This is a genomic window from Sphingomonas sp. P4_G3 (assembly GCF_056401105.1).
Window position 1 is genome coordinate 527,779 of sequence record NZ_JBFUJZ010000001.1, and the last position, 12,720, is coordinate 540,498.

Consider the following 12,720-nt stretch of genomic DNA (forward strand, 5'->3'; position numbering starts at 1 on the left):
GGCGGCTGCGCGGTTTTGAATGAGCGGCTTTGACTGTGCGGACGCGAACAGGGACCCGAATGACGCCACCGCCGAACAGCGACGCGATCAGCACTACCGCGCCTTTCGCGCGAGGGCGGCCGTCGCTTGCCGAAAGCCATGCCAGCATCGCGGTGCCGGCGACGGGTGCCTGGCGCCGGTTCTTCGCCTTCATCGGGCCAGGCTATCTGGTCGCGGTCGGCTATATGGATCCGGGCAATTGGGCGACCGACCTCGCCGGTGGATCGGCGTTCGGCTACACCTTGCTCGCGGTCGTTCTGCTGTCGAGCCTGATGGCGATCCTGCTCCAGACCTTGTCGGCGCGGCTCGGCATCGCGGCGAAGCTCGACCTCGCCCAGGCGTGCCGCGCGCGATACGGGCGCAAGACCACGATCGTGCTGTGGTTGCTGTGCGAGGTGGCGATCATCGCCTGCGATCTGGCGGAAGTACTGGGCACCGCGGTCGCGCTCAAATTGCTGTTCGGGCTGCCGCTGCTGGCGGGCGTGGCGATCACTTCGTTCGACGTGCTGTTGTTGCTCTCGCTGCAACGGTTTGGTTTCCGCAAGCTGGAGGCGTTCATCGCCACGCTGCTGGTGGTGATCGCGGGGTGCTTTGCCTACGAATTGTGGCTGGCGCGGCCCGATTGGGGGGCGGTCGCCGGCGGGCTGGTGCCGCGGCCCGAGATCGTCACCAACCCGGCGATGCTCTACATTGCGATCGGCATCCTGGGCGCGACGGTAATGCCGCACAATCTCTATCTCCATTCCTCGGTGGTGCAGACGCGCCGGGTCGCGGCGGGCGACGAGCGCGGGGCGATCCGGCTGGCCACGGTCGACACGATTGTCTCGCTCGGGCTGGCGTTCCTGATCAACGCGGCGATCCTGATCCTGGCGGCTTCGGTGTTTCACGCGGCGGGCCGCGCCGACGTCGCGGATATCGAGCAGGCGCACCGCTTGCTGTCGCCGATGCTGGGCGCGGGGGCGGCGAGCGTTGTGTTCGCGCTAGCACTGCTCGCCTCGGGGCAGAATTCGACCATCACCGGCACGCTGGCGGGGCAGATCGTGATGGAGGGGTTCCTCGATTTGCGGCTACCGGTCTGGTTGCGCCGCATCGTCACGCGCCTGCTGGCGATCGTACCGGCGGCATTGGTGATCGGGATCGCTGGCGAAGGCTCGACCACCAGCCTGCTGGTGCTGAGCCAGGTCGTGCTCAGCCTGCAGCTGCCATTCGCGGTGGTTCCGCTGGTGATGTTTACCGGCGACCGACGGATGATGGGCGAGTTCGCCAGCCCTTGGGCGCTGCGCGTCGCGGCTTGGGCGGTCACGGCGGCGATCGTCGTGCTGAACGTGAAGCTGTTGGTCGGGGTTCTGGCGGGCTGATACATAAAAAGCCCTCCCCTTCACGGGCCTATATATCTGTGTGACTCACAGTCGGCGGATGCCGAAACCACGCCCAGATGACCAACGGCACTCCAACGGCAGTGGGGATAATCCAAAAGGCGAATTGGGGAAGCTCCTTCCACAGCGGCAACGCCTTGCCGTTGTCGACGTAGAAGGCGGTCAACATCAAGATGTATGACGCGCTCATCGCAGTGAGATGTAGTCGCGGATGGAGGCGCAATCGGCGTCCCGAGTAAGCGCTCGCAAGCGCCATCGCACCTAAAATGAACAAAGGATAATCCTCTGCCCATCGGATGGCCGAAAGGGCAGTCATCGTGACAGACAGGCCCGCGAGGCACCAGAAATAGACCTTCCCCCAACTAGCGTGTCTGCCAAGGCCCTTTCTACTCATCATTGCTAAAAAGCCCGCGACAACAGCGCCGACCCCGAACCCGATGTGGATGACGACGACCGATAGAAACGCCGGGTCAGTGGAGGGCACCGGAATGCCGAGAATGGCGGCTGTGCCCGTCATGGGTGGGGACCTTACACGAAAAAGCCCGGCTTGCCCTGAAGGGGAGGAGCCAGGAAATTTCAGGTATCCCGCCCCCAATTGAGCGTGACCTTGGTCGCGTCGCGGACGGTCTCGACCATCGCCATCATCGACCGTTTGCCGCCGTCACGTGCGGAGAACAGGGTGGGGGTCGCCAGAGCAGGGACGAGGCCGTCGAGCACGGCCTTGTCCTTGTACCAGGCGATGATCGCGTCGGGCGTGGCGCCGGTCGTATAGACCACCGTTCCGCTCTCGCGACGCGGTTCGCCGGCGAGGCCCGAAACGCAGGTTTCGACGCGGGCATCGGCATAGAGCGGGACGAAATCGGGCAGCTTGCTGCAATCGGCCGGGGCGCTGCCTGCCCCCGCAACCGCGGTGGTGGTGGTCGGCCCGCGATCGTCGGCGGATTGATTATCGTTGCCGGCTTCGCAGCCACCGATGGAGAGCATGGCGCCGGCCAGAATGATGCGGAGCCTCATCGGGCTCGCCTGCAGGATCGAGTGATGCGGACGCGCGCCCGGCTGCTCACTTCGCCATCGACTGCAATTGGCCGAGATTGACCGAGGCAACCGCGGATTTCAGCGTGTCGATGCTGGGGGCCGAGCCGCTCGCCTCGACGGCGAAGCGGCTGGCGACGAGCACCGAATAGCTGCCCGACTTCGATTGGTTGTCCCACTTCTCTTCGACCCTGTTGCCGCCCTGCATTTCTGACTTCTCATAGCCGGTTGTAGTCTGTTTGTTGGACGTCGCGCTGATCGCGCCGCCCAGGGTTGCGATATTGCCGAGCACGCCGGTGTCGGTGACCGAGAGGCTGAAATTCTGGTCACCCGACTGGAATTCGGCGCGCGCGTTGCTGCCGCCGATCCCGCCGGCGGCGCCGCCCTGATTCTCGACGCTGGTGCGGTTCCAGCCCGAGATCGAGGCCGGCAACAGGTTCTGCAGCGCGCCCGGATCGACCATCTTGACCGCGCCATCGCCGCCCTTGAGCGACGCCTCCATCGACTTGCTGGCGGCCTCCATCTTGGTCGCGGCATCGGTCAGCTTGCCGGTATCGAGAGTCGTTCCGCCGACGGTGATTGAGCCACCGCCTGGTGCGCCGAAGCCGCCGGCCGCCGGCGACATCGCGAACATCGCGCCGGCGATCGCGACCGCGACGAGGCCGGCTACAACCATGGCGACCGCGCCGACGATGATCGAGACGACGACGAAGCCTACAGCCTTATCCTGTGGCACCTTCATCAGCATCGGCCCGCCGACCCAGAACAGATAGATGTTGTAGAGCCCGATCAGGCTGCCAATGATACCGAGCGCCGGCAGGATGCCGAGAACAGCCGCGATCCAACCAGCCGTCGCCGAAAAAGCCGCGACCTTAAGTGCCGAGACCGGGTTCTTGGTACCGCCGAAGCTGGGCGCGAGCGCGTCGATGATCAGCGCCCACACATAGGTCAGGCCGATAGTCAGCGCCCAGGTCAGAACCGCGGTCACGATCGCGCCGATCAGCGACGGGCGCCAGGCCACGCCGAAAAAGCTCATGGGGAAAACCATGACCTGGATGAGATGCGCGATCGGCCCGATCGCCGCGAGCGGCGCTACCCAGCCCATCAGGATTCCCTGGACGGTCATCGGTTCGGCATCGATCGCCGCCCATTCGTCCTTGGGTTTCAATATCAGCCGCTGAATGCGCCCGATCATGCCGCCTCCGCCGACCGGAGGCTGTCCGATATCCTTGGGAAATTCGCTCGCCATGATGCTGAAACCCCTTTCTTTTCCGCGCCAAAGCGCGCCGCTACCGTCACCTTCTGCCGCGTTGGGCGGCCTATTTATTGGATCGACCCGACATCGCCTGCCGTAACGGCAGCACGTCCCGGCGATGATACCATCGTTTTGCCGCCGCTGGGAGCGTGATGTTGCGCGCGCGCAACCGATGACTACATCCGCAGGTATGAGCGACAAGATGACGTGGCACGGCACGACAATTCTCTCCGTGCGCAAGAACGGCAAGGTGATCGTCATTGGCGACGGCCAGGTGAGCGCCGGCCAGACGGTGATGAAACCCAATGCCAAGAAAGTGCGCCGCCTGGGCGACGGCAGCGTGATCGGCGGGTTCGCCGGCGCGACCGCCGACGCCTTCACCCTGTTCGAGCGGCTCGAAGCCAAGCTCGAACGCGCCAACGGCCAGCTGATGCGGGCCGCGGTCGAGCTCGCCAAGGACTGGCGAACCGACAAATATCTGCGCAACCTGGAAGCGATGATGATCGTCGCCGACAAGGACGTGACCTTGATCCTGACCGGTAATGGCGACGTGCTCGAACCCGAAGCGGGGATCGCCGCGATCGGATCGGGCGGCAATTACGCGCTCGCCGCCGCGCGCGCGCTGGTCGAATATGAGGACGATGCCGAGACGATCTGCCGCAAGGCGATGAAGATCGCCGCGGAAGTCTGCGTTTACACCAACGACCGGCTGACGCTGGAGAGCCTCGACAGCGCTACCTGACCTAAGCCCCTCCCCTTCAGGGGAGGGGTTGGGGTGGGGCAGTCGCAAGCGACCCACTCTACGAGATATCCCCCACCCCCTTACCCCTCCCCTGGAGGGGAGGGGCTGAAGAAGAAGAACATGAACGACAAACTGACTCCCAAGGCGATCGTTGCCGCACTCGACGCGCATATCATCGGCCAGACAGACGCCAAGAAAGCGGTCGCCGTCGCGCTGCGCAACCGCTGGCGCCGCCAGCGGCTGTCGGCCGATCTGCGCGACGAGGTGACGCCGAAGAACATTCTGATGATCGGCCCGACCGGGTGCGGCAAGACCGAGATTTCGCGCCGCCTGGCCAAGCTTGCCGATGCGCCGTTCGTCAAGGTCGAGGCGACCAAGTTCACCGAGGTCGGCTATGTCGGCCGCGACGTCGAACAGATTGCCCGCGACCTGGTCGAAGAAGCGATCCGGCTCGAGAAGGAGCGCCGCCGTGTCGCGGTCAAGGACAAGGCCGAGGAGGCGGCGATGAACCGCCTGCTCGACGCGCTGACCGGGCGCGACAGCTCGACCGCGACGCGCGAGGCGTTCCGCCAGCGCTTCAAGGACGGCCATCTGAACGAGACCGAGATCGAGGTCGAACTGGAGGCAGCACCCCAGATGCCGTTCGAGATTCCCGGTGGCGGCCAGGTCGGGATGATCAATCTGGGCGAGATGATGGGCAAGGCATTCGGCCAGGGCCAGATGAAGCGCCGCAAGCTGACCGTGCCCTCGGCCTGGGACAAGCTCGTCGAGGAGGAAGCCGACAAGCGCCTCGATCAGGAAGACGTTGCGCGGGTCGCGCTGATCGATGCCGAATCCAACGGGATCGTGTTCCTCGACGAGATCGATAAGATCGCGGTCAGTGACGTGCGCGGCGGCTCGGTCAGCCGCGAAGGCGTGCAGCGCGACTTGCTGCCATTGATCGAGGGCACCACGGTCGCGACCAAATACGGCCCGATGAAGACCGACCACATCCTGTTCATCGCGAGCGGGGCGTTCCACGTCGCCAAGCCGTCCGACCTGCTGCCCGAGCTTCAAGGGCGCCTGCCGATCCGGGTCGAACTGAAGGGCCTGACCGAGGACGATTTCGTCGCCATCCTCAACGATACCAAGGCGTCGCTGCCCGAACAGTATAAGGCGCTGATTGCGACGGAAGGCGTGACGATCGACTTTACCGACGACGGCATCCGCGCGGTGGCGAAGATCGCCGCCGAAGTGAACGCCGCGGTCGAGAATATCGGCGCGCGGCGGCTGCAGACGGTGATGGAAAAGCTGATCGAGGAAGTGAGCTTCGACGCCGAGGACCGATCGGGCACCAGCCTGACGATCGACGCCGCCTATGTCGACAAGCAACTCGCCTCGATCGCGCGCGACACCGACCTCAGCCGCTTCGTGCTTTGACGAGGGGCGGGGTGCGGGGCAAGGTTGCAACACCTGAACGGATCGACATTCAACGCCAATTCGTCATCCCGGCCTATTCGTCATCCCAGCGAAAGCTGGGATCTCGAGCAGCATCGCGCGACCGCCTGAGGCCAACGTCGGATTGACGAGGGTGTCCGCCGGGATGACGGCTGGGAGGGAATCGACTCTACTTCGCCTTGGCCGGCTTGTCGTAGGGCGTGAACTTGCCCAACCGGCAGATCGCGCCGGGGATCGTCGTGCCGGGCGTCAGCGCGCGGAAATGGTCGTTGCGGCACAGTTGGGTGCCGAAGACGTCGACGATCAACGTGTCCATCGGCTTGAGGCCACGGCACTCCCCGATCAGGTCGTTACGCCAGATACGACGGCCCGATTCATGATAGATCAGCGTCTTTTCGTCGATGACTTGTGGGCCGTCGAGCCGCGAATGGTCGACGCAATCGACGGGCTTGCCCGCAATTCGTCCGGCAAGCGCGCTCTCTATGGTTTCCTGGCGCGGGGCGGCGGGTGCGGCGGCGCCGAGCAGGCCAAGCGCCGCGAGGGGGATCAACACGATACGCATGGCGTCACTTCGCGCGATACGTGGTGAACGAACTGAGCGCGCAGCTGCCCGACGGCATGCGCGATCCCGGCATCACCGTGCGTGCGATATCGCCGCGGCACACCCGCCCACTCGGCGACGTGGTGACCAGGATGTCGCCGCGTTCGACCGCCTCGCAGCCACCGCCGGTGTCGTTGACATATTTGAGCGACTTGCTGACGCTATAGACCAGGGTCCCGCCATAGGCCTTGAGCGACGAGGACTGGTAATTGTCCATACAGTCCCGGGTCTCGGTCGGCGTCAGCCCGGCGAGTTCTTTGCCCAGTGCCGCCTGGGTCGCGGCCTTGGCATCGGCGGCGCGCGCGGTCTCGGCGGGCGTCATCGCGCAGGACGACAGCGCGATTGGCGCTACGGCCAGCGACGCGAGCGGAAAGATACGGTTACGCATAAGCGGCTCCTTCGCATCCCCTCGGCCCGATCCTACACCGGTTCAGCCGCGGAATACATCCTTAGAGGCACGCCTTTCGGCAAATTGTTCAATCGATTGTGCGCGCATGAACGGATTGGTGGCGCGTTCCAGCGCGATCGTCGTCGGCACCGTCGCCTCGCCACGCTCGCGCATCTTTTCCACCTCGCGCAGACGGTCGGCGATCGCGTCATTGTCGGGCTCGGCAACCTGCGCATAGCGGGCGTTCGACAGCGTATATTCGTGCGCGCAATAGACCGATGTTTCGGGCGGCAGATCGGCCAGCCGTCGCATATTGGCGTACATCTGCGCCGCGGTGCCTTCGAACAGGCGGCCGCATCCCATTGCGAACAGAGTGTCGCCGGTAAACGCGACGGCGTCGTCGGCGAAATGATAGGTGATGTGGCCGGCGGTATGCGCTGGCGTCTCAAGCACGGTCGCAATGTGCTTGCCGAGTTGCACGATATCGCCTTCGACCACCAGCAGGTCGGCGGTGGGGATCTTCGCGGCCTCGGCGGCGGGGGCGATCACCGGAGCGCCGGTCGCCTGTTTGATCGCAGCATTGCCGCCGGTGTGGTCGGGATGCCAATGCGTGTTCCAGATCGCGCTGATCGTCCAGCCGCGGCGGTCGGCCTCGGCCAGCACCGGATCGGCCTCGGCGGGATCGACCACCATCGTCTCGCCGCTGTCGGGATCGTGCACCAGCCAGATGTAATTGTCGCTGAGCGCGGCAATGCGGACGATGTCGACCTTGCTCATCTGTTTCCTTCCAGCGCCGCGGCGCCGAGCCGGGCGGTCAGTTCTTCGGCGGGACCGTCGCCGGCGAGCCGTACGCCTTGCCCCGCCCATAACGGCGAATAGTCCCCGCGGCCGTCGGCTTCCGCCTTGGCGCGCAATTGCGCCAGCGCCGCGCTGGCATAGGGAAAGGGCGGCGCGACATCGCTGACGGGGCCTAGCGCTTCGATCAGCCGATTGCGCAATCCGCGTGCGAGCCCGCCGGAGAACAGGTTGGTGAAGACGCTATCCTCGGGCCCCGCCTCGGCCAGCCGCCGGCGGTGCACCCCGCTGGTCGTCGCTTCGGGAGTGCGGAGATAGGCAGTGCCGACCTGTACCGCCGCTGCACCCGCCGCGATGGCGCCACGGACGGCGCCAGTATCGGCGATCCCGCCCGCCGCGATCACCGGCAGGTCGATGTCCTTCAGGATTTGCCGCACCAAGGCGAGCACGCCGATCGGACGATGGCCGATCAGGAAATGGCCGGCATGGCCACCCGCCTCGAACCCCTGGGCGACGATCGCGTCGACCTTGGCGCCGGCGAGAAACTGCGCCTCCATCACATTGGTCGCATTGCCGAAGATCCTGGCGCCGGTCGCCCGGACGCGATCGAGCAGGTCGCGCTCGGGCAGGCCGAAATGGAAGCTGACGATCTCCGGCCGCACCGCCTCGATCACCTCGGCCATCGCCGCGTCGAACGGCTTGCGCAACACCGGTGGCTGGGCGGGCGGGGCGACTCCTTCCTCTTGGTAAAAGGGGGCGAGCGCTGCGTGCCAGGCGCTCTCGTCGGGTTGCGGCCTGAGCGTGTGGCAGAAGAAGTTGAGGTTGATCGGCCCCGCAGCCGCCGTCCGGATCGCCGCGACCTCGTCCGCGACCTGCTCGGGCGAGAGCACCGCGCAGGCAAGCGATCCGACCGCGCCTGCCTTGAGCGCGGCGATCGCGAGCGCGCTACCGGCGAAATTGGCCATCGGCGCCTGGACTAGCGGCAGGCGCGCGCCGGTCAGCGCCAGGAAGCGATCGGCCGCAGCGGTCACTGCGTTACCATTCCCCGGTGTTCGGCATCGACGCCCAGGGTTCGGCCGGCTCGAGCACGCCGTTCTGGAGCAATTCGATCGAGATGTTGTCGGGGGTGCGGACGAAGGCCATGTGGCCATCGCGCGGCGGGCGGTTGATCGTCACGCCAGCGTCCATCAGCCGCTGGCAGGTCTCGTAGATATTGTCGACGCGGTAGGCGAGGTGGCCGAAATTGCGCCCACCCGAATATCGCTCTGGCTCGCCGTCTTCGGACGGCCAGTTATAGGTCAATTCGACCTCGGCCTCGGCGCGCTTGCCCGGTTCGTTGAGATTCTCGGGCGCGGCGAGGAAGATCAAGGTGAAGCGGCCCATTTCATTGTCGAACCGGCGCACTTCCTTCAGTCCCAGCAGCTCGAAGAATCTCACCGTCGCTTCCGGGTCGCTGACCCGGATCATGGTGTGGAGATATTTCATCCTTCTTCTCCCTGCTGGTAGTGCAGGCGGGAGATAGGGGTGCGGGCGCGGCGGCGCCAGTCAGAGATGAGTACCGGGCCGATCGACCTTTAGATCTCCCCTCCCTGCAAGGGAGGGGTCGGGGGTGGGTTGAGTGACGGGCGAGGCTCGATGCCTCGTTCGTCACTGTTTTTGGCGGTCGGCATATGAGTCTTTGAAGGCGCGCAGACGCGCGCACCCACCCCCAGCCCCTCCCTAGAAGGGAGGGGAGACAGTGGTCAGGGTTTCTTGGCCGGCGCCGGGCCTGGAGCTACCGGCGTTGCCGCCGCTGCGGCAGGCGTATCGAACTGCGCCAGCGCGGCGCGGGCATTGTCCGCGGTCGCTGTGCCCGGCGCCAGCTTGGCCGCGGCCTGCCACGCCGTCCTCGCGCCATCGGCATCGCCCGACAAGGCGGCGATATTGCCGGCCTCGAGCTGGACCGAAGCATCGTCCGACGACAATTTCAGTGCCTCGGTGATGTCGGTCTGCGCGCGCGGCAAGTCGTTCATCCGGCGTGCCAGCGTCGCCGACAACAGCCAGGCGAGCGGATCCTTGGGCGTCGCTTCCTGCGCGGCATCGATGTCGCCGCGCGCCGAGGCGAGGCGCCCGGCCGCGACCTGGGCACGGGCGCGATCGAGCAAAGCCTCACCGCGGCCGAAATTGTCCAGCGTCCCGGCAGTGATCGCGGTCGTCAGCGCGGTCTGCGCCTTGACCGCGTCGCCCGCCGCCAGCCAGGCATTGCCGGCTTGCGCCCAATAACGCGCCGCCTGCCGATCGCGAGCCGCATCGGCATCGCGTGCGGCACCCTCGAACGCGGTCGCGGCATCGCTCCAGCGCGATTCCTGCGCATAGGCCATGCCCTGGCATTGCCGCGCCTTGGCGCCGCCGCCGGCGATGCGGAAGCGATCGGCCTCGGCTTCGGCCGCCTTGGGATCGCTCGTCGCCAGAGAGACGCAGGCAGCGTAACGCTGGTCGTTCGGCGACAGCGGCGACGGGGTGGACCCGACCTGGAACATCAGCGGGAGCAGGATCATGAGCGCGGCGACAGTCCTTCGATCGTCCGGATCAACAGCGCGATATCCTGATCGCGCGACAGCCGGTGGTCGCCGTCCTTGATCAAGGTCAGCTGCACATCGGCTGAACGGAGAATCCGCGCGAGATGGAGCGAGCGTTCGTGGGGCACGTCGCGATCGCCCTGGCCATGGAGAATGCGCACCGGGCAATCCACCGCCAGCATCGACGCGGTCAGGCGCGATGCTTCGCCCGATTGCCAGAAGCGGCTGGTATAGACAGTCGGCTGGTCCGAATATGGCGACGACCGCTCGAGCTGGCCGTCTTGGAGCAGCTTCATCTTCTCGTCCATCGAGAAGCCCCAGTCGGTGAAATCGGGCGCCGGCGCGACGCCGACCAACGCCGCGATCAGCTCGGGATGGTCGCGCGCGATCATCAGCATGAGCCAGCCGCCCATCGACGATCCGACCAGGATCGCGGGCTCGGCCAGCATGTCGAGCATCGCCAGCACGTCGTCGCGCCAGCCGGTCAGCGTCTGGTCGGCGAAGTCACCCTCGCTCTCGCCGCAGCCGGCATAATCGAAGCGCAGATAGGTGCGGCCGACCGTCTTCGCCCAGTCCTCCAGCGCAACTGCCTTCGATCCGCTCATGTCGCTGGCATAACCGGGCAGGAAGACCACCGGCGGCCCCTTGCCGACGGTCAGGTGATAAGCGAGCGCGGGGCGGGCAGGGGTGTCGGTCATGGGGAGGGCTGTAGGGGGAGGGCGGGCAAACAAAAAGCCCCTCCCACGAAGTAGGAGGGGTGAATTAGGGCTCCCCTCCCTGCTCGCAGGGAGGGGATTAAGGGGTGGGTTTAGCGTCGGGCGAGGCTCGATGCCTCGTCCGACGCTGTTTTGGTGGTCGATCAATGCGTCTTTTTAGGCGCGCAGACGCGCGCACCCAACCCCAGCCCCTCCCTGCAAGCAGGGAGGGGAGATAGAGGTCACCCAACAAACGCCATCAGCGTCTTCAAAAACACCGCCGGCTGGTCGAGCATGATGAAATGCGCGCTGTCGGGCACCTCGACCAACGTCGCGTGCGGCGCATCCTTATAGGCGGCGGTGTAAAGCGGCTCGGCCACCGCCTTGGGCAACGCCGCCGAGGTCGGATAGAGCATCGTGATCGGGGTCGCGATCTTGCCCATGTCGCCGCGCAGGTCGGTGATCATGTCCTCGTACATCGCCTCGGCCGAGACGCGCGCATCGGTCTGGCCCATCCAGCCGGCGACCTTGGCCTGGGCATCGGGGCGAAGCGCGAACCGCGCCGCCATCGCCTGATTCGCCGCCGGGCTGGGCTTGCCATAGCTCGCGGTAAAGCGGTCGCGCATCGCTGCCGCCTGCGGCTTCACCGTATCGACCGTCGCGCCGGGGCCGAACAGCATGCCGTACCAGGGCAGCGAGTCGACGATCATCAGCTTGCCGACATCGCCGGGCTGCGCCTTGGCCAGCATCAGCCCGACCAGCCCGCCCATCGAATGGCCGACCACCGCCGCGCCCTGCAGCTTGTGCTTGCCGATATAGGTGTGGAGATCGCCGACGATCCCGTCGAGCACGCCGGGCTTCAGATTGGCGCCGGCATCGTCGCCGGCAAAACCGTTGACCTGGACCAGGATGACGCGGTGCGACTTGGCGAGATCGGGCGCCATGCCATCCCACACCGCGCGCGGCGAGGACAAACCGGGGATCAGGATGACCGGCGACCCCTTGCCGGTCTCGGTGACGGAGATGTGGTCCATTCGAACCTCGGCGGCGGCGGCAGGGGCGCAATGGCCGATATTGGGCTGGAGGATCGCGAGCGGCGCGAGGACGGCAACCGCGAAACGGAGAGTGAAGTGGTTCATGACTTCAGGCTTCCTTGGACGGAGAAACGAAGATGTCTTCGATGGCGAGCTCGAACAGCTCGGCGATCTTGAAGGCGAGGGGGAGTGAGGGGTCGTAGCGCCCGGTCTCGATCGCGTTGACGCTCTGCCGGCTGACCTCGAGCTTGTCGGCAAGGTCGCCCTGGCTCCAGTTGCGCTCGGCGCGCAGCACCTTGAGGCGGTTGTTCATTGACCTCTTCCCATCGTCAGCCGGTTGGCAAAGTTGCCGAGGCCGAGCCCGCCGAACCATAGGACCGAGACCCAATAGACCTCGATATGGCTGACCAGTTCGAAGCTTTCGAGAAAGCCCCACACGGTCGCGATCGAGAGCGAGAAGCCCGACGCCCAGAGCGTCTGGCGGACCATCAGCATGCGGACATATTCGTCCTGCTCCTCGACCAGATATAGCCCGATCGCCGCGAAGATGCCGATGATCGGAAGCGCGGGCAGGATCGCCACGATCCAGGCGAAGGCGCCGCTCACCAGATGATGTTTGAACCCATAGACCGCGCCGATCAGGAACGCGGAATAGATCAGGCTGAGGACGATGACCCTCTTGTTGTAGCGCCAACCGGCGGGGCTCATGATCATGTAAAGTCTCCTTTCGAATCGGTAAAGTGAGCTTTACAGTAAAGCGTGCTTGTC

General features: G+C 65.6%; 16 protein-coding genes. 3 read left to right on the plus strand and 13 right to left on the minus strand.

Annotation, left to right across the window (positions count from 1 at the left end; all coding sequences use genetic code 11):
- Nucleotides 1–59 precede the first annotated feature (59 nt).
- A complete protein-coding gene (locus tag AC1DQQ_RS02460) occupies nt 60–1,397 on the plus strand; it encodes an Nramp family divalent metal transporter (RefSeq protein WP_478044166.1) in 1,338 nt (445 codons plus the stop codon).
- Nucleotides 1,398–1,425: 28 nt separating this feature from the next.
- Here AC1DQQ_RS02460 and AC1DQQ_RS02465 read toward each other — a convergent pair whose 3' ends face one another.
- The 3 genes from AC1DQQ_RS02465 to AC1DQQ_RS02475 are packed head-to-tail and all read right to left on the minus strand — an operon-like array spanning nt 1,426 to nt 3,696.
- Nucleotides 1,426–1,932, minus strand: a complete 507-nt coding sequence (locus AC1DQQ_RS02465; protein ID WP_478028087.1) for a hypothetical protein — start codon at nt 1,930–1,932, stop codon at nt 1,426–1,428.
- Between the two features lie 59 nt (nt 1,933–1,991).
- On the minus strand, nt 1,992–2,429 hold the full coding sequence (locus AC1DQQ_RS02470; RefSeq protein WP_478040316.1) for a hypothetical protein: 438 nt from the start codon (nt 2,427–2,429) through the stop codon (nt 1,992–1,994).
- A gap of 46 nt (nt 2,430–2,475) precedes the next feature.
- Complete coding sequence (locus AC1DQQ_RS02475) at nt 2,476–3,696, minus strand: Yip1 family protein (protein WP_478044167.1); 1,221 nt, start codon at nt 3,694–3,696, stop codon at nt 2,476–2,478.
- Between the two features lie 178 nt (nt 3,697–3,874).
- On the opposite strand from AC1DQQ_RS02475, the gene hslV reads away from it, so the two are divergent.
- The gene (gene hslV / locus AC1DQQ_RS02480; protein WP_478028092.1) at nt 3,875–4,444 is read left to right on the plus strand and encodes an ATP-dependent protease subunit HslV; all 570 of its coding nucleotides are present in this window, start codon (nt 3,875–3,877) and stop codon (nt 4,442–4,444) included.
- Nucleotides 4,445–4,564: 120 nt separating this feature from the next.
- Nucleotides 4,565–5,863, plus strand: a complete 1,299-nt coding sequence (gene hslU, locus AC1DQQ_RS02485) for an ATP-dependent protease ATPase subunit HslU (protein ID WP_478028093.1) — start codon at nt 4,565–4,567, stop codon at nt 5,861–5,863.
- A gap of 187 nt (nt 5,864–6,050) precedes the next feature.
- Here hslU and AC1DQQ_RS02490 read toward each other — a convergent pair whose 3' ends face one another.
- From AC1DQQ_RS02490 to AC1DQQ_RS02535, 10 genes are all read right to left on the minus strand, one after another.
- Nucleotides 6,051–6,443, minus strand: coding sequence for a DUF6491 family protein (locus tag AC1DQQ_RS02490; protein ID WP_478044168.1), 393 nt, complete (start codon nt 6,441–6,443; stop codon nt 6,051–6,053).
- 4 nt (nt 6,444–6,447) lie between these two features.
- Nucleotides 6,448–6,870, minus strand: coding sequence for a hypothetical protein (locus AC1DQQ_RS02495; RefSeq protein ID WP_478044169.1), 423 nt, complete (start codon nt 6,868–6,870; stop codon nt 6,448–6,450).
- Between the two features lie 42 nt (nt 6,871–6,912).
- Nucleotides 6,913–7,647: a hydroxyacylglutathione hydrolase gene (gene gloB / locus AC1DQQ_RS02500; protein ID WP_478044170.1), complete on the minus strand. Its 735-nt coding sequence runs from the start codon at nt 7,645–7,647 to the stop codon at nt 6,913–6,915.
- Nucleotides 7,644–8,696 (minus strand): NAD(P)H-dependent flavin oxidoreductase, encoded by a 1,053-nt coding sequence (locus AC1DQQ_RS02505; RefSeq protein ID WP_478044171.1) that lies wholly within the window; start codon nt 8,694–8,696, stop codon nt 7,644–7,646. Before AC1DQQ_RS02505 ends, gloB begins: the two co-directional genes overlap by 4 nt.
- Nucleotides 8,697–8,700: 4 nt before the next feature.
- Entirely contained in the window at nt 8,701–9,150 is a 450-nt protein-coding gene (locus tag AC1DQQ_RS02510) for a VOC family protein (protein WP_478044172.1), read from the minus strand.
- A 257-nt stretch (nt 9,151–9,407) separates the two neighbouring features.
- The gene (locus AC1DQQ_RS02515; protein ID WP_478044173.1) at nt 9,408–10,202 is read right to left on the minus strand and encodes a tetratricopeptide repeat protein; all 795 of its coding nucleotides are present in this window, start codon (nt 10,200–10,202) and stop codon (nt 9,408–9,410) included.
- Nucleotides 10,199–10,921, minus strand: a complete 723-nt coding sequence (locus tag AC1DQQ_RS02520) for an alpha/beta hydrolase (RefSeq protein ID WP_478044174.1) — start codon at nt 10,919–10,921, stop codon at nt 10,199–10,201. The genes AC1DQQ_RS02515 and AC1DQQ_RS02520 overlap by 4 nt, the downstream gene beginning before the upstream one ends.
- A 239-nt stretch (nt 10,922–11,160) precedes the next feature.
- A complete protein-coding gene (locus tag AC1DQQ_RS02525; RefSeq protein ID WP_478044175.1) occupies nt 11,161–12,057 on the minus strand; it encodes an alpha/beta fold hydrolase in 897 nt (298 codons plus the stop codon).
- Between the two features lie 4 nt (nt 12,058–12,061).
- Nucleotides 12,062–12,265 (minus strand): helix-turn-helix transcriptional regulator, encoded by a 204-nt coding sequence (locus AC1DQQ_RS02530; protein ID WP_066592615.1) that lies wholly within the window; start codon nt 12,263–12,265, stop codon nt 12,062–12,064.
- Nucleotides 12,262–12,666: a hypothetical protein gene (locus AC1DQQ_RS02535; protein ID WP_478028107.1), complete on the minus strand. Its 405-nt coding sequence runs from the start codon at nt 12,664–12,666 to the stop codon at nt 12,262–12,264. Before AC1DQQ_RS02535 ends, AC1DQQ_RS02530 begins: the two co-directional genes overlap by 4 nt.
- Nucleotides 12,667–12,720: the final 54 nt, after the last annotated feature.